The sequence below is a fragment of the Clostridium facile genome (assembly GCF_014297275.1).
Classification (GTDB): Bacteria; Bacillota; Clostridia; order Oscillospirales; family Ruminococcaceae; genus Massilioclostridium; species Massilioclostridium facile.
Genome location: NZ_JACOQK010000001.1, coordinates 1,278,305 through 1,296,498 on the forward strand (window position 1 = coordinate 1,278,305; position 18,194 = coordinate 1,296,498).

General features: G+C 37.0%; 9 protein-coding genes. 3 read left to right on the plus strand and 6 right to left on the minus strand.

Annotation, left to right across the window (positions count from 1 at the left end; genetic code table 11):
* Positions 1–318: 318 nt before the first annotated feature.
* Positions 319–3,075, minus strand: a complete 2,757-nt coding sequence (gene secA / locus H8Z77_RS05395; RefSeq protein ID WP_069989152.1) for a preprotein translocase subunit SecA — start codon at positions 3,073–3,075, stop codon at positions 319–321.
* A gap of 392 nt (positions 3,076–3,467) precedes the next feature.
* Between secA and dapA the strand changes: the two genes are divergently transcribed.
* Positions 3,468–4,433 (plus strand): 4-hydroxy-tetrahydrodipicolinate synthase, encoded by a 966-nt coding sequence (dapA, locus tag H8Z77_RS05400; protein ID WP_186996399.1) that lies wholly within the window; start codon positions 3,468–3,470, stop codon positions 4,431–4,433.
* A gap of 234 nt (positions 4,434–4,667) precedes the next feature.
* Here the strand turns inward: dapA and H8Z77_RS05405 are convergent, their stop codons facing one another.
* Together H8Z77_RS05405 and H8Z77_RS05410 are read right to left on the minus strand one after the other, a co-directional pair.
* Positions 4,668–5,414, minus strand: a complete 747-nt coding sequence (locus H8Z77_RS05405) for an amino acid ABC transporter ATP-binding protein (RefSeq protein WP_186996400.1) — start codon at positions 5,412–5,414, stop codon at positions 4,668–4,670.
* Positions 5,415–5,475: 61 nt separating this feature from the next.
* A complete protein-coding gene (locus H8Z77_RS05410; protein WP_083256481.1) occupies positions 5,476–6,138 on the minus strand; it encodes an amino acid ABC transporter permease in 663 nt (220 codons plus the stop codon).
* A gap of 329 nt (positions 6,139–6,467) precedes the next feature.
* Here H8Z77_RS05410 and H8Z77_RS05415 point away from each other — a divergent pair, with 329 nt between their 5' ends.
* Positions 6,468–7,154, plus strand: coding sequence for an HAD hydrolase-like protein (locus H8Z77_RS05415; protein ID WP_069989157.1), 687 nt, complete (start codon positions 6,468–6,470; stop codon positions 7,152–7,154).
* A 618-nt stretch (positions 7,155–7,772) separates the two neighbouring features.
* Here H8Z77_RS05415 and H8Z77_RS05420 read toward each other — a convergent pair.
* Positions 7,773–8,357 carry a helix-turn-helix domain-containing protein gene (locus tag H8Z77_RS05420; protein ID WP_069989158.1) on the minus strand — a complete coding sequence of 195 codons (585 nt, stop codon included), beginning with the start codon at positions 8,355–8,357 and terminating at the stop codon, positions 7,773–7,775.
* Positions 8,358–8,614: 257 nt separating this feature from the next.
* A complete protein-coding gene (locus tag H8Z77_RS05425) occupies positions 8,615–12,664 on the minus strand; it encodes a glycosyl hydrolase (protein ID WP_186996401.1) in 4,050 nt (1,349 codons plus the stop codon).
* A 421-nt stretch (positions 12,665–13,085) separates the two neighbouring features.
* On the opposite strand from H8Z77_RS05425, the gene H8Z77_RS05430 reads away from it, so the two are divergent.
* Positions 13,086–14,105, plus strand: a complete 1,020-nt coding sequence (locus H8Z77_RS05430) for an AraC family transcriptional regulator (RefSeq protein ID WP_069989160.1) — start codon at positions 13,086–13,088, stop codon at positions 14,103–14,105.
* A gap of 183 nt (positions 14,106–14,288) precedes the next feature.
* Here H8Z77_RS05430 and H8Z77_RS05435 read toward each other — a convergent pair whose 3' ends face one another.
* Positions 14,289–18,113, minus strand: coding sequence for a glycosyl hydrolase (locus H8Z77_RS05435; protein ID WP_186996402.1), 3,825 nt, complete (start codon positions 18,111–18,113; stop codon positions 14,289–14,291).
* Between the last annotated feature and the right edge of the window lie 81 nt (positions 18,114–18,194).

Genomic DNA, 18,194 nt, shown 5'->3' on the forward strand with positions numbered 1-18,194 from the left:
AAACTTGAAAAAATAATTATCAATTTCTTTTACTAGGCTCTTTTAGTATATTACAATTTTTCCATTCCAATTAGAAAAATAACCTTTCGCTACAACTTCTAATATTTTACTGAGTATTCCAAACGAAACAGAAATTATCCTACTTAATTTTAAAGGATTAAACTATCTTTATTTTACCAAATTAGATATATCTTAATCCATCCTCATAGTGCTGATTTTTTGAGTTTTTACCTTTGTCTCACTTAATCATAAAAGAGAAAAATCCAACCAGAAATTTCTGGTTGGATTTTTCTCTTTTAATATTATTTCATACTAGAATTAATCTTCTGTATTTTCATCTCTGCCACAGCATTTTTTATACTTTTTGCCGCTGCCACATGGACATGGATCATTCCGTCCTACTTTAGTTTTTCTCACAGGCTGATTGGAAACAGCACCTGTATCAGATCCGCCGGAAGTTCCTGTTGGTTTTGCAACTTGTTCCCTCTTTGGTTCTTCTTCGCTACGGATACGTACTGTTAAGAGCAGACGTACAGTATCTTCTTTGATAGAGGCAATCATATCATCAAACATGTTAAAGCCTTCAATACGATATTCAATTACTGGGTCCCTCTGAGCATATGCACGTAAGGTAATACCACGTTTTAATTCGTCCATTGCATCAATGTGATCCATCCACTTGGAGTCAACCACTTTCAGCAGAACAACACGTTCCAGTTCGCGCATACGTTCTGGCATAACTTCCTGTTCTTTTGCTTCGTATTTTGCCAAAGCTTTTTCTGTAATAATTTCTTTGATATGATCAATCGTTTCATCTTCCAATTCTTGTGGAGTGTAAACCAAATCATCCTCTTCCAAAATATAGTGGAGGAAGTAATTTTTCAGCCCTTCGATGTTCCAATCATCGTGTACCTCTGTTTCTACCACATAACGGTCCACCGTTTCACTTACCATATCCTTAATCATATTTACGATATAATCACGGAGGTTTTCACCGTTTAATACTTTATTTCTCTGTGCGTAGATCAGTTCACGTTGGGAGTTCATAACATCATCGTACTGCAATACTGATTTACGGATGCTGAAGTTTCTGCCTTCTACTTTGCGTTGTGCAGACTCAATAGAATTGGTCAGCATTTTATTTTCAATTGGCTGGTCTTCTTCAATTTTCAGTGCATTCATCATTGCCTGAAGTTTTTCACCGCCGAACAGACGCATCAAATCGTCTTCCAAAGACAGATAGAAACGGCTAGCACCAGGGTCACCTTGACGTCCAGAACGACCACGCAGCTGGTTATCAATACGTCTAGAATCATGACGTTCGGTACCAATGATGAATAAACCACCAGCTTCTTTTACCTCTTCCGCTTCACCAGCAATTTCATCTTTATGTTTTTTATTTAATTTTTGGAAAGTTTCCCTTGCTTCCAAAATTTCTTGATTGTCGGTTTCACCATAGCTAGTTGCTTCTGCAATCAACTCTTCGGTATAGCCTTTTTTCCGCATTTCCGCTTTTGCCATAAATTCAGCGTTACCGCCAAGCATGATATCGGTACCACGGCCAGCCATATTGGTTGCGATGGTTACCGCACCTTTTTTACCAGCCTGTGCAACGATTTCCGCTTCTTTTTCATGGAATTTCGCGTTTAATACTTCGTGTTTAACCCCTCTGCGTTTCAGCATAGAGCTTAACAATTCAGATTTCTCGATGGTAACAGTACCAACCAGTACAGGTTGCCCTTTTTCATGGCATTCAATAATTTGTTCAATTACTGCGTTAAATTTACCCTGTTCTGTCTTATATACTACATCATTATAGTCTTTTCTTTGTACAGGATTGTTGGTTGGGATTTCCACAACGTCTAATTTGTAGATTTCACGGAATTCCCCTTCTTCTGTCATTGCGGTACCAGTCATACCGGACAGTTTTTTATACAAACGGAAGAAGTTCTGGAAGGTAATAGTAGCCAGTGTTTTGGATTCCCTTGCTACTTTTACACCTTCTTTTGCCTCAATTGCCTGATGCAAGCCTTCGTTATAGCGGCGGCCAATCATCAAACGACCAGTAAATTCATCAACGATAATTACTTCGCCGTCTTTTACAACATAATCGCTGTCCCTTCTCATGATACCATAAGCACGAATTGCCTGGTTAATGTGGTGCAGCAAAGTGCTGTTTTCAGCATCCATAATATTTTCCACATGGAAATATTCTTCTGCCTTTTTTACACCTTTCTGGGTCAAAGTAGCTGTTTTTGCTTTTTCATCCACAATGTAATCAGCATCTTCATCTACAGATTCCTGTTCTTCTTTATCGTCCAATTCCGCAACTTTATGTACAGTTAAGGTTTTTGCGAAACGGTCCGCCAGAGTATATAGTTCAGTAGATTTATCCCCTTGTCCGGAAATAATCAATGGTGTCCTCGCTTCATCAATTAAGATCGAGTCAACTTCATCGACAACAGCATAGTAGAATTCCCGTTGTACTTTTTGTTCTTTATAAATACACATATTATCACGCAGGTAATCAAAGCCCAATTCATTATTGGTACCATATGTGATATCACAGTTATATGCTTTACGGCGTGCATCATTGTCCAAATCATGCACAATCAAACCCACTGTTAAGCCCAAATAACGGTATACTTTACCCATCCATTCAGAGTCACGTTTTGCCAAGTAATCATTGACTGTAACAATATGTACCCCTTTTCCGGTCAAACCGTTCAAGTAAGCTGGCAAAGTAGCAACCAATGTTTTACCTTCACCAGTTCTCATCTCCGCAATACGTCCCTGATGTAATACGATACCACCAATAATCTGAACTGGGAAATGCCGCATTCCCAATACACGATCGGAAGCTTCGCGACAAACTGCAAATGCTTCTGGCAAAATATCGTCTGTTGTTTCACCATCAGCCAAACGTTTTTTCAAAATGTTGGTCTGGTCTTTTAATTCAGACTCGCTCATCTCTTTGTATTTTGGTTCCAAATCCAAAACCTTTTGCATTAGAGGTTTAATTCGTTTAACCTCTTTCTCACTGTAACTACCAAAAATTTTATCCAGTAAACCCATGGTACTAGCTCCTTATTTTTTCGTAAATTTAGCGCCACCTAAGCTGGCCGCCTGGGAGGCGGTATCTTACAAAACGCAATATACTATTTATTATATATACTAACCAATACATAATCAAGTGTTTTTTATGAATAGTTTGATTCTGCTTGTTAATTATGCCCAATAGATACCGTTGAAACTTAGGCAACATAGGCAAATTTTTCAGAAATCCAGTGATACTTTCCCCACATAATAAAAGAAATTTTGCAGTTTTTACCTTTTCGCATTTGCCTTTATCCTTTTTTTACGGAAAAACAATGTATCTTAATCCCCTTTTTATTCTGTGTGTGTTAAGGTAATAAGCAGAACAAAATCCTAAATTTAGGTTAATTCAGAAAGAAGGATTCATTTTTATGTCAAAAAAGACTATTTTTAAGGGCTCTGGTGTTGCATTAATTACTCCAATGAACCCAGATGGAACTGTGAATTATGAGACATTAGACGAATTATTAGAATTCCAAATAGAAAATAAAACAGATGCTATTGTAATTACTGGCACGACAGGAGAAGCATCAACTCTTTCCGATAAAGAACACATAGATGTAATCGAACACACTGTACAAAAGGTAAATCGCCGCATTCCAGTCATTGCAGGGACTGGAAGCAATAATACAGCCCACGCAATTGAACTTTCCAAACAGGCAGAACAGGTTGGTGCTGACGCTGTATTACTGGTTACTCCTTATTACAACAAAGCTTCCCAAGAAGGGTTATATCTTCATTTTAAAGCCTGTGCAGAAGCAATTTCCATTCCAGTTATCCTGTATAATGTACCAAGTAGAACTGGCGTAAATATCATGCCTCTTACTTATCTGCGTTTAAGCAAAATCCCTAATATTGTAGCAGTAAAAGAAGCCAGCGGAAACTTTTCTCAAATTGCAAAAACAGTTTCCCTTTGTGGTGACCAATTAGATGTCTATTCTGGAAATGACGACCAGATTACATCAGCCTTAGCCCTAGGTGCAAAAGGTGTTATTTCGGTATTGGCAAATGTAGTACCAGAGGATACCCATCAAATCTGCCAAAGTTATTTTAATGGAGATACCGTAGAAAGCGATACCCTACAGCTCTATTATTTAGAGTTAATTGAAAATTTATTTTCTGATGTCAATCCAATCCCTGTAAAACAGGCAATGAACTTTATGGGATATAACGCCGGAAAATGTCGTTTACCATTGTGTGATATGGATGATGTATCCAAAGAAAAATTACTTGCTTGTATGCAACGGTATGAGCTTGTAGAACCAAAACGTAAAGTTGGTTCTGTTACGGTACGGCGACCACAATTCTCTATGATGCGCCGTATGATTGAACATTAAATTTGCTAGTTCCCATGTAAATCAATAGAATCCCTATATCCTATGTTAAAACAGCCTATCTAAAAAGATAGGCTGTTTTACTATTTATATTTTTTATCTAGCAGTTTTTTCTCAACTAATTAAACACTTAGCAATATTTCAATCATAAATAATGTAACAAAAAATCGTTTTGTAAATCAAGCTTATACTGCATAGAAAAAAGCCTTCTTTTTCAGTAAGAAGGCTTTTTTCTATTTAATGAATTACTTTATTAAAGAAATCTTTTGCTCTTTGGGTTTTTGGTGCATTGAATACTTCTTCTGGAGTCCCATCTTCCAAAAAGACCCCTTGATCCATAAATACAACACGATTTGCAACTTCACGGGCAAATCCCATTTCATGTGTAACAACAATCATTGTCATTTTTTCTTCCGCCAATGTGCGGATAGTGGACAATACTTCCCCTGTCAACTCAGGGTCCAAAGCAGAGGTTGGTTCATCAAAGAGCAAAATTTCAGGATGCATCATCAACGCCCTAGCTATTGCAACACGTTGTTTCTGCCCACCACTTAAATTTGCCGGATAAACATCCGCTTTTTCTAACAACCCTACTTTTTCTAAATAATAATTGCTGTCTGCACGGAGTTTTTCTTTTACTGTTTTCTGGACTGTTTTGGGTGGAAGTTCCAAATTCTTACGCACTGTCAAGTGAGGAAATAGGTTAAAGTGTTGAAATACCATCCCCATTTTTAAAGTAGCCTTTTTCATCTCGGAACCAGAAACATATTTTCCATCTTTTACAAGATAATTATCATCAATTTTGATAGAACCACCATTTACCTTTTCGAGATTAATCAAACTGCGCAGCATGGTACTCTTTCCGGAACCAGAAGGGCCAATAACCGCAATTACATCCCCTTGCTCTACTTCAAATGATATATCTTTTAACACTTCTAATTTTCCATAGGATTTTTTTAAGTTTTCTACTTGGATTAATGCCATAATCATAAACTCCATTCTACCATTTTAAAACGGTAATACTTGTGTGGTATGGTTTTCAATCTCAATCGGTTTTTCCAAAAGCAAATTTCTTTTCCAGCTTTTTTAAACCAAAACTCAAAATTGTATTTAACACCAAATAGATAATTGCTGCTGCCAAATAAGCAGAAATATCCATCGAACCGTTTACAATTGATTTTGCCTGATTTAGGATTTCCACAATACCCACCGCATACATTAATGCGGTATCTTTAATTAAGGTAACAGCTTCATTGTTTAAAGTTGGCAGACAGACGCGAATCATTTGAGGAATGATAATTTTTATCATTGTTTGGCCTTTCCGCAAACCTAATACTTGTGCTGCTTCATATTGTCCTTTATCCACTGCTAATAAGCCACCACGGAAAATTTCCGCAAAATAAGCGGAGTAGTTGATAATAAACGCAATGGTTGCTGCTGCAAAACGATTTTTAATCATAATCATAGGCCCAATAAAAGGCAGATAATATAATCCAAAGCAGAAGAACAAAAGTTGTAATAACAATGGTGTACCACGTACCACATAAATATAAGCCCTTGCCAGCCAAGCAATCGGCTTAAATTTACATCTTGCAACCATCGTAACACAAAAGCCCAGCGGTATTGCGCAAATAATAACAATCGCAAACAGAGAAACAGTATACCCTGCGCTTTTTATCAAAGTTAGCATAATATTTAAAAAATCCATAATAAACCCCAATTCTGCTTTCATGCAGTTTGTTTTTAATATTAATAATATTATATACTTTAGCACGATAAATCGCTAATGTGATAAACTGACAAAATTTCTAAATTTATTAAATTAAATCTTAATTTCATCCTATTTTCATCTATTTTCTAATATTTTTTTAATTTTTCTATTATTTTAAACATATAACTAAAAAACAACATCTATTTTTATGTTTCCTGTAGATTTTACTGCTTGGTTATGATATCATAAAAAAGAAACTATCATTAAGATTTATGATGAAACGGCTTATTAATTTGCTAAAAATCGATTTGAATAGGAGAATAAAAATGCCAAAACAATACCAAACCATTTTATTTGATTTAGATGGAACCTTAGTGGATACTTCCCCTGGTATCTTTAAAGCAATCCGGCATGTAGAAAAGGTAATGGGACTAGCCCCAATCAAAAAAGAAGAAATGAGAAAATTCATTGGACCGCCTCCAGTATACAGTTATCAAAATTTTCATCATCTCACAGAGGAAGATGCATGGAAAGCAAAAAAAATCCAGCATGAATATTTAATCGAAGGTTGCAAAAATGGCAAAGTATATCCAGGTATCATTCGGCTTTTAAAATTTTTAAAAGAGGAGAACTGCCATGTGGCAACCACTACATTAAAAAAAGAAACTTCTGCTCATCGTGTCCTTTCTCATTTTCAATTGGAAGAATATATGGATACAATTGTTGGACTAGACGCAGAAGAAACTTTGACAAAGGCTGATACGATTTCCATCGCGTTAGAACGGATGGGTGTATCAAAAGATTCCGCTGTCTTAGTTGGCGACAGCAGATATGATGGAGAAGGAGCAATTCAAGCAGGAGTAGACTTCATTCCAGTAACTTATGGTTTTGGGATTACGGACCCAGAACAGGTTATTGATCTAAATCCTGTATTTTGCGCATCCAATGCTCGGGAATTAATGCTATACTTTTGGTCCCATATTGGTAAAAAAGAAGAAGGTTATCCTTACTAAAAGAGTCATATAACTCTGTTGATAAATGAAAGGACAATCGAGTCATTCTTTATATCTCTACATGAATAAGTCAATTTTATACTTACTATATGTATATATTTAATGAAGGAATTTTTGTTTTCAAAATTTCCAATTTCCACTGATATAAGTCGCAATTTAATCTTTCGATTAGTAAAACCTGTAAGTAACATTACTTTTTATCCTCTAAACTCTTGAGTTTTTTGATGTTAGTTTAGAGCTATGAATTCTCTATTTAGATTAAAATTGATTATACTTCTCATGGACTTAAAGGCTTTTTGCAAATTGAAAAAATCTTATTAACAAAATTAATATGAAAAATCCACTACTTATATCGTTCTCCTCATCCATCAATCGATAACTACCTGTTGTGGTAGAAAATTTTTCTTTTAATCAAAATTCTTATTAAAATCCTATTTTTTATTTAATATTTATATCCAAATCTTACTTTTATGGGTAGAACTAGTCTTTTCACAAAAACAATACAACGAAAAAACTCTCTATGGAATGAAAACCATGGAGAGTTTTTAACGATCATCAAATCCTATACCAATTTATACCCAAACTAAACTTTTCCCTTAAAATAGCTTACAATCTCATTTATAGCAATTGATAGAACAATCCATGTTGTGTACAATACCACAATAATTTTCCATGTCCTCTTTTTTGGATACGAACCTGCAAATTCCATTCAGGATACTGTTTTATAAAATGTAGTTTATCTCCCGTAACAAAAGCTACAAACGAAATATAATGTTCTTTTTCCATTGGATGTTCACTGGTGATATACCAATCATCCTCAATCTGTTCTATGGTTAATTTATGTTGTTCGTTAGCTTTATTAATCTCTAATGGAAACAGTTTCTTTCCACAACAGGACACTGTCGCATTTCCTGTGCAAACCGTTACATTGCCACAAGATGGACATATATAATAACTGGAATCTTTCATATTACCTCCTACAAAATCATTTTGAGATTTCTCTCCCATTAAAATATCTTCTATCGTTACCCCAAGATTGGCTGCTAATTCTGACAGTAAAGAAATATCGGGACATCCCAGACCCCTTTCCCATTTTGATACTGTTTTATCACTAATGTTCATTTGATCTGCTAATTGCTTTTGCGTAATATTCAGTTCATTTCGCAATTGTCTTATCATGGCTCCAATTTTATTGCAATCCATTTTTTCACCCCCAAACACATTGTACTCAAAAATCTGTTATTTTTCAATCAACGTACCGTAGAATGATGATTGCAAAAGCATGATAAGTTAATTTTTATTATATTTCAACAATTCTTTGATATCATCCTTTATTAAAAATTGATACCTTTTCTTAGTTGATAAACCACTATCTTTTTCCGAACAAAAAATCTCCAACCTTATATAAAAAGGTTGGAGATTTTCAATATTATTGTAACAAGAACATTACCCAAAATAAATTATCTTTTTTTACGGGTGAATAACAGAGCTGCTCCTGCTAATGTAATTGCTGCTAATCCTGCAATTGGAGCAAAATCGCCTGTTTTCGCCGCGTTTGCTTTTGGTGTGGTAGATTCCTGTCCAGTTTGAGTAGCTGTATCATCAGTGGACGGTGTTGTTTCTTCTGGAACTCTTCCATCTACTACTACTAACTGATCCATTGCAGCTTGTACGTTTGTTACTGCTGCATCTACTTCCTCTTGAGTTGCGTTTTCATCTGCCATTACGTCATTTGCTTCTGCTACTGCTGCTGTCAATACTGCGTAGCTTTCTGCTGTATACGCAGATGCGTCTTTACCATTCGCTTCTGCCAATACAGATTCTAAGATCGATTTATCTGCTTTATATCTCAGATTCAGCATTGCGTTCAACAGGTTAGTTTCTGCTGTTTCGATTTCTGCCTGCATTGCGTTGTCTTTGTCTGCAAGGATTGCCTGTGCTGCTGCCAATGCTTCTTTAAATTCTGCTTGGCCTGCTTCTACATAGTCATTCATGTCATAACCTTCTGCCAATGCTACTAGAGTTTCTAAGGAAGTGATATCCCCTTTCACGAAGCCTAGTTTATGGATTTCGGTCATCAATGTTTTCCATGCCGCGTCTACTGCATCCTGAGTTGCTGCTGGATCTGCTGCAACTGCTTTGGCTGCATCCAATGCTGCATTGAAAGTTTTCTGCACATCCGCAATGACATTATTGAATTCATCAGATGCTTTTTGTTGTTCTGCATAGTCAATAACAGTGTTTAAAATATCTTTATCCGCTACTTCGTATTCAGAATCTACAAAAGGAACGATTACTGCCTGGCTTGGTCCATATGGTAAGTATTTTGTCTGTCTCATTTCACCCCACCAGTTTCTTCCACCGCCAGGTTTAATTGCGCCACGGGAAAGTTGAACATTTCCTAATGGAGAACTATATTCAATGTGGATCGTATTTTCTCCATCTACCAAGTATTCACTGATATCTGCTACTGGATCATTCCAGCTAATACCACCGGTGTATTGTTCTTTTCCTTCATAATTTTCCAGAATGGATTGTGGTGCTTTGGTTGGGTTTGCGCTTACATCTCCGCCAACTTTCTGTCCATTAATCCATACTTTCATTCCAGCATAGAATTCATCGCCAAAGTCAATGTATGCACCATCAGCGGAACTGCTATCCCAATTAAATTTCGCATCATAATATCCAATACCAGATACGCTTTCTCCTACTTCAGGAATATTATTCCATGTGGTCAGTTCATCCAGTTTTACATTGATATCTGTCTTGTCAGTATCAACTTTAGTATTTACTGTGTGTACATCACCAATCGTTTCTTCACTACGGAGTACATTTTCCGATGGTGTCCAAGATTCTACTGTTACATCCCAGTTAGTAATTGGGTAGGATTCTGGTACGTTGATTTCTTCTGTTACTGTTCTGCCACTGCTCAGTTCAGTAGTATAAGTGCCGCTTTGAGTTGCACGTACTGCTACACCATTTTCTGTTCCATATGCCATATCTGCGTTGGTTGAAGTTGCGTGGAATGATTCCTCGGTTACTGGTTCAAACGCATATAGAGCGATATCATCATAGTCCAAATCGATTGGGAATACAGTCTGACCATCTTCATAATAGTAATTACCAATTTCAGTTACTTCACCTGTCCAGGAATCGATGGTATATGGGATATACATGCCATCCATCCGGATTTCTGTCTTGATGTTGGTTCCATGGTCTTCTGTTTTTACTTCATCAATGAAGCTGTTTTCATGGTAATCGTTGGAGCAGTAATTATAAGCATACAAATAACGGCTACCATCTTCTGCTTCACGGGTTTGGGTCAATAACTGATGGTTTGCCCCATTAAATTCAGCGTATGGACGGATGCCCATTTCCTGCATTGCATCGTACAGACCATCGTCATAGCCTTCCGCTACTTTGTCAAAGTAATCAAAGTCTTCAGAAGCATCGTAAATTTCTACATCTTTTACATTTGGCAGGGCTCTCATCTGTTCCATAATGGAAGCCAATTCTTCGTCCTTGCCATCGTTAAAGGTAGTGCGTTCCGCAGCCCCTTCCATAATAAAGACTGGCAGGCCTTTTTGTGCCCATTCATAGATTAATTTCGCACCGTCAACATCTAACCAATCCTGGTAAAGAACAAGAGATTTATAACCTGCTGGTTCTACTGTCTTGGTATTTTCATCAAAATAAACACCTTCTGCTTTGAGCATATCAGGGCTAAAGTAATCATAGGTATAGCCGTTATCCTGCAGTTCAGTAGAACGATAGTAAACACCCTGATGAGCCATCATGTACTGCATACCAGTGAGGCCATCTCCAGATTCTCCACCAAATCTTACACCTTGGTTCCAGTTGTTGTGGATAAAGCCAACATCGGTTCTGGAATTACCGGTTTGTAACATCTGCTGGATACGTCCCAGATGAGCATTAAATTCATCAAAATCTTTGTAGGAAGGTTCACGGGTTCCCCAACGGTCAAAACCAGAGCCCCAACCTGGCCATGCAGCGTTTTCACCATAGCTATAGCCTGCGCTCCAAATATGCCAAATCAAACGTTGGAAACCGGAAGCATACATGGTATAAGCATCTTCCAAACGAAGCTGGTGTGGGGTATAATAGGTGCTGAGTTCTGTCCCTGTTTCACTGGAAAGAACTTTATCCAACAGATGGTTGCCAGCACTATGTAATCTTAAAATATCAACCTGGTTGTATTGGTTAAAGCTCTCTGCTTCTGGATAATCTACATACATTGCTGGTTCTGTGATTTCAAATGACCGACCATAGGAAATCTGGGCACGTGTTTCAATTCCTACAGAATTTAACCATTCTTTTAATGGTTGTAGCATATTTTCACAATACAATTGTGTCAATACATCTACCCAGTCGTTGATGATTTTTTCCCGGGTGTTCTTATCGTTTTCTAAGTCATGAGTACCCTCTGCTGGTGGATAATATGGATCATGTACTGCTTGTACCTGTGGCAAGCCAGCTACTAAGAACAGATATGGCATGATATCATAGCCTTTACGGTTGATAAATTCTTGCCGGATATCTTCTGTCCACCAGGTAATACCACCGTCAGGATTCAACTCAATGGAGTCCATAAACAGCTGTACATCGCCCTCTTTGATCTTCTCGTTCAATTCTGGGTCATTCAGATAATGCTCTTCCCAGAACGAACGTAAAGCGTCAACCCCTCTGGTATCAAAGTAGTTGGTCGCGTAGCAAGTTTCCGCCGCTGGGGAAGCTGTTTTGTAGTTCCCATGGGTCCAGTATCCAAATACCACATAATCAGAATCTGCTGGAGCTGTCCAGTTGATTGCCTGGTCATAAACAGTTGCGCCTTCTACTGCTGTCACCTGATTACTTAAGTCAATCATAGAACCTGGTTCTACAACATAGCTTTCTCCATCCGTACTAGCAAGTTTCCCTGCATATGCGGCAACAAATTTCCCTTTGTTGCTTTCCCTCTGGGTAGATGGTTTTGGCAATGCGGTAATGCTTTCCCCTGCTTTGACTACCTGGGACCCCATTGCCACAACTTGGCTTGCTTCCTGGCTATCTGGATCCAACCCTGGTACGTTTGAGGTTGACCAGTTGGTACCAGATGTTAAGCTCAATGTCATGCCCAGATCCAGGATTTTGTTCATCATCAGTTTCCACTTGTGGGACCACATCTCGGAACCATATGCGTAGGTGTCATCCGGTGCGTTTCTATCCGACTGCATACATAGCTCTACGCCACGGAACCCTGCGTCATACAATGCCTGGATTTCTTCCAGCAGCGCTTCATCTGTATTGGATGCTTCCCCGATCCACCAGCGCACTTCTGTACTGTACACCCTATCTGGGTCGGTATACTGGGATTCCAGTTTGCTGGCAAAATCCGCTGTGCCAGCAACATTGTCGCCAATCGCGCTAACAGCAGATGCCGCTACTGTAGAAAGCATGGTAGCAGCCAGCAATACGCCAAGGGCTTTTTTTGCTTTGTTTTTTAACTTCATCGTTTTTCCTCCTTTAGAAATGGATAGTTTGTAAAGAGGACAAAATTCGGATTGCTTGAATGATGGCTTTACAACAAAAAAATCTTACTAAAAATAGAATGGTTTTTTTAGCCAATTACGCCAAACATGCTGCCCAACTATAACTATAGCAATCACTTTATTTTTCCACTATACAAAGAAAATGATAACCCTATTATATTTTAATGATATAACAGGAAACTCCGACAAAATATATAAAATATATTTTGTGTTTGCAATTAATACTATAACATTTATCCATTTTTGCTACAATGGGCATTTATGAACTAAATACTGGTAATTTTTTGTCCTTTGCTATCTTTCTTCTCTTACAAAGCTTGACAAGTCCTTCCAGACACGGTACTATTTAATATGAAAACAATTGAGAAGAAAGGGCATTCGTATGGAAAAAAAGGAAAAAATCTATTCAATCAATGAATATATTAAAATCCATCGTGATAAAGAAAAAAAGTTTGATAAGTCTAGAAGGCCAAAATTAGAAGAATATATTGTAGAGACTGTCAACAAATATGGATTTTGGGTTGTTCATTCTTATTATAAAGATACAATAGAAATCTCTCTACATAAACTTCCTTCTGAATTTGACCAAAGAGGATATCTGCACCGTCATGATTATTATGAATTAGTTTATATCTATCAGGGTGGTAATGTAAATTTATTTGAAAATAAACGGATTGAAATGAAACAAGGAGATATTTTGCTGCTTAATCCAAATACTTTGCATTGCCCATATACACTAAATGATCAAGATTGTATGTTTAATATAAAGATACCGATCCCTATCTTAGAAAACTCCATGTTGACGTTGCTTTCTGACAACCACCTTTTTTCTAATTTTATTATTGACTATATGTATCAGATTAATAAAGCAAACGATTATTTGTATTTTCCTTATGATCCAGAAAGTAAAATTGCTATTATTATGGAGACCATCATTATGGAATATATTAATAAAAATGTTTGTTTTCAAAAGGTAATCGAATCCATGCTAATTTACTTATTTGCTGAGCTTACTAGGATGTATTATAAAAATAACGCGAATACCATAAATGGTGAACAAAAAAACCGTACAGTAGCAGATATTATTGCATATATGAATCAACATTCTTCTACCGCAACATTGGATTCCATTGCAGAAAAATTTGGTTACTCCCCCAGCTATGTTTCTCGCATGATCAAAAAGCATACAAACAAAAATTATGTGGAAATTATAAAAGAATTTAAGTTAAATAAGGCAAAACAGTACCTTGAATCCAACGATCTTCCTATCTCAGAAATTATATCATTGGTAGGGTTTAATGACGCAAGTTATTTTTATAAACTTTTTAAATCCAAATTTTTGTTATCCCCTGCAGAATATCGCAAACAATATAAAGGAGAGAACGCTACTAAGAACTCATAACTACTAATGTGGTTTTCTATTCAAAAGTTATTTATTTACCTTTTATTTGATTTATAATATATAGAAATAAGACATGGCTTTTTATTAAATTTAATTTACATATACAGAAAAAAACAAAACGTCTCCAACTTTCATTGAAAGCTGGAGATGTTTTTATAATAAATAAATGAAATTTACAATCATCTATCTTTTTTTACGGGCAAATAATAATGCTGTTCCTGCTAATATGATTGTTGTCAAGCCTACAATTGGAACAACATCGCCTGTTTTCGCTGCATTCGCTTTGGTAGTTGTCATTTCCTGCCCTGTTTGGGTAGTATTTTCTTCTGTAGATGGTATTTCTTTTATACCTTCTACTGCTACTAAGCTATCCATTGCACTCTGTATATTAGTTACTGCTGCGTCTACCTCTTTCTGGCTTGCGTTTTCATTTCCCAGTACCACTTTTGCTTCATTTACTGCTCCTGTCAGTGCTGCGTAACTTTCTGTTGTATATGCAGATGCATCAATCTTGTTTGCCTCTACTATTACTTCTTCCAGAATACTTTTATCCGCTTTAAACCGCAAGTTCAACATTGCATTTAACAAATCATCCGCTACTTCATTGATTTCTGCCTGCATTGCGTCGCCATTCTTGTATACTGTTTGTGCTGTTTCCAGTGTTGCGGTGAATTCCGCTTTGCCTGCTTCTACATAACGGTCTAATTCTCCATTGATTTCTTCCGCCGCTGCGATTAAGCTTGCTAATTCTGTTTTATCTCCTGCGATAAAGCCTAATTTGTGGATTTCATTCAGCAGTGTCTGCCATGCCACATCTACTTCTGCTTGGGTTGCCCCATTATTTTCTGCTATTGCTTTGGCGTTTATCAGCGCTGCGTCAAAGGATTTTTGTACGCTTTCAATGGCGTTGTCATATTCCCCGCTTGATTTCGCATTCTCTGCGTATGCAATCACAGAATTTAAGATACCTTTATCCGCTGTTTCTTCTATTTCTACACAGGCATATGGTCTTACACTAACAATGCCTTCATTTCCTAATAAGCCAGATATTTTTTCTGCTTTGTTATTCACTGTATTGTATAATGTAGATGCTACTTCTATTTCAATTGTATTTTCTCCAGATTTTACATATGGTCCAATATCTACTACAGTATCCAACTGATTCGGGAATGGAACTTCTGTTCCATTTACTGTTATAGTAAAGCTATCCTCTACATCGCCTAAATCTATGGTAGCACCATATCCTTCTGCCCAGCCTTTTTCTAGGTTGAATGTTGCCATATAGGTTCCAACTCCAGAAGCTGTTTCAATTCCTTTGATTTCGCTCCAGGATTTTAACTGGTCTAATTGAATGATTTCTGATTCTTTCCATACCGAATCATAATAGGAGGTACTTCCATTTTCCGGTGCTGTTATATAATTGACTTTTAGGTTCCAGTTTTCAATTGGTAAACTACCTTGTACTTCTGGGGTATTTATTATAACGGTTCCATTGTTTAATTGGAATTGATATTCTCCTGGCTCTGTGGATTTGAATACCAGATTTCCGTCTACATATTCCAGATTTCCAGACTGGGTTTGTGAAGATTCCACATAGGTATCCATTGGCTGGATTCCATTTTGAATTGCGGTTTGGTCGTCTAAAATAGCAATCATCAATTCCTCGTCACCTTTAAAATCTAAAGTGAGATTTACTTTGCCATTTTCTAATTTATATTCTGCAATCGGGATGATTTCACCTGTCCAGGCGTTGAGCAAATATGGTTTTCCTTCTCCTTCCAAAGTAAGGTTTACCGTCTTATCTTTAAAATATTTTTCTTTATCAATTCCAGGATAGGAAGCATCTGCTGAGGTATCCTGAGAAGCACCTTGGTCATAAGGAACTTTATTGTAATTATAGAGGTAGTAATAATCTATATTTTCATCCGTTGTGTGCATAGACAATACATCGGCTGGAGTTTCATAATCCGCATCTGGCTGAACTCCTAACTGTTCTAATGCCTGTGGTACCTGGTCATAGTTGTCCACATGAATGACATTTTTATGATTTAATATTTGTTGTATTATCTGTTGCAGCTTTTCGTCGCTATTTCCAGATAGCACATCCTCATAATACATTTCCTGGGATGGAGTCTCCCCTACAAATACTAGTTTGAATCCCTGTTCTACCATAGAAAGCAATTTTTCCGCTGTTTCTTCCGGCATCCCTTTCTGGTTATGGATGACCATTGCTTTATAAGCTGGACCTTCTTCATCCAGATATCCATTGGTGATCATAGCGTTTTCCAAATCCAACAAAGTAGGAGAAACAAATTCATAGCTATATCCATAACTGTTTAGTATGCCATCATCTGGATAAATATAGCTGCCATCTCCTCCAACGCCATCGTTTAAATATTCATTGCGGTAAACAGCTACATCCATTTTTGCAGTTTTTTGTAAAATATAATTATGACGTCCCATATAGTCAACATAATAAGAAGATTGTTCTGAGGACGTAACACAGTTCCAAACATTTGATACAACACCACCAAACAAAGCAAATGCTGGCCATTTTTTACCTGGAACATTTCCATTTTGATTCCCTGTTCCATGATATCCTCCAGAATATCCTGCTCCATGTAATGTTTGCATATTAACACCACCAGCCCAACTGCGTTTGAGCCACCACATCAAATCTTCCCAAGTTTGACCATAACAGTTTCCACCTTCTGCTGCACCCTCAAAAGAATACTGTGGTTTATCTCCCATGTGAACTGCCCCTGACATAGCACGCAAATTATCAATTGATTTTCTTCCAAGGGCCTCTCCCTCTGGAATTCCGGTATATAATGCGGCAGATTCCACTTCAAATGGTTTATTATATCCCACCTGATAACGCAAGTTTAAGCCATATTTTTCTGCCATCTGCTGCATTGGTTTTAAATGGTACTCATTATAGCAATAGGAAACCACTTCTAAATAATCGTTTTTTACTTGCTCTGTTAATTTATTATCACTAAATTGGTAACCCGCAATATTAGTTGTTGGGTATGTTCCCGTTTGTCCAATTACAGGTAGATATGGAGTAATATCATATCCTTTTTGTTGATAGAAAATATCCTCAAATCCTCTTGTCCACTCCATCGCTACATTATATTCTAGAGAATCACAGAAAATAGAATCTACTACATCCAAATAGTCTTTGATTTCTGGAATCAGATTGTTTTCCCAAAAATCAATTGCTGCCTGTGCTCCTGCTAATCCAATATGATCAATGACATAATAACCGGAAGTTTTTTGTGTAGCAGGCTGTTCAAAAAAGCTGAACAACACCCAATCTCCGTCATTTGGAGCGGTAAAGGTGATAGTACTGTTCGCCTGATTTTCTTGGTCCAGTACAACCTGGTCAGTTAAATCTATCCTACTGTTAAAATCAATTGTTTTATCCGCTGTTTTTCGGTAAGCCAATACAGCGTTTAATTTGGTTGTGCCCTCTTGCCGGATGGTAGTCCGTTCTGGAACAATTCCTTGATAAGTCGTTCCTCCTTCAATATCTATAGTGCCATAAGTCATCTCATATAACGCCGCTTCATCATCGGCGCTAAAGATATTTGGCATTGCAATTGGCCATGCTGGTCCATTGGTAAAATCGACCGTAATGCCATATTCTTTTGCTGCTTGTAAAACAGTTTTCATCTTATGGTTCCAATTATCTGTGCCCCAACTATTCTCTTCACCTATATTTCCAAAAACCGTAATAGCTACTACTTCAATCTCACCATATCCCATATCTGCAATATTTTTGATATCTTTCTTTATATCACTATCATCCATAGCAGCTTGTGGAACCCAATAACGGATTCTGGATTTTGCTTCTTTTGGAACATTTTTAAATTCATTTGATAATGTATTGGTTCCACTTGAATCTGTTTGCGCCAATGCAGTCATAGAATATGATCCTGCACTGACAGCTATGAGGGCGGCTAACATACAAGCAACCACCTTATGTTTTCTAGTTTGTTTCATTTTATTTCCTCCTTGAATTTAAATGATATCTAAAGTATAAAAAATTTTTTTCTTTTATGGTAGATAAATTTTTGTCTGGTT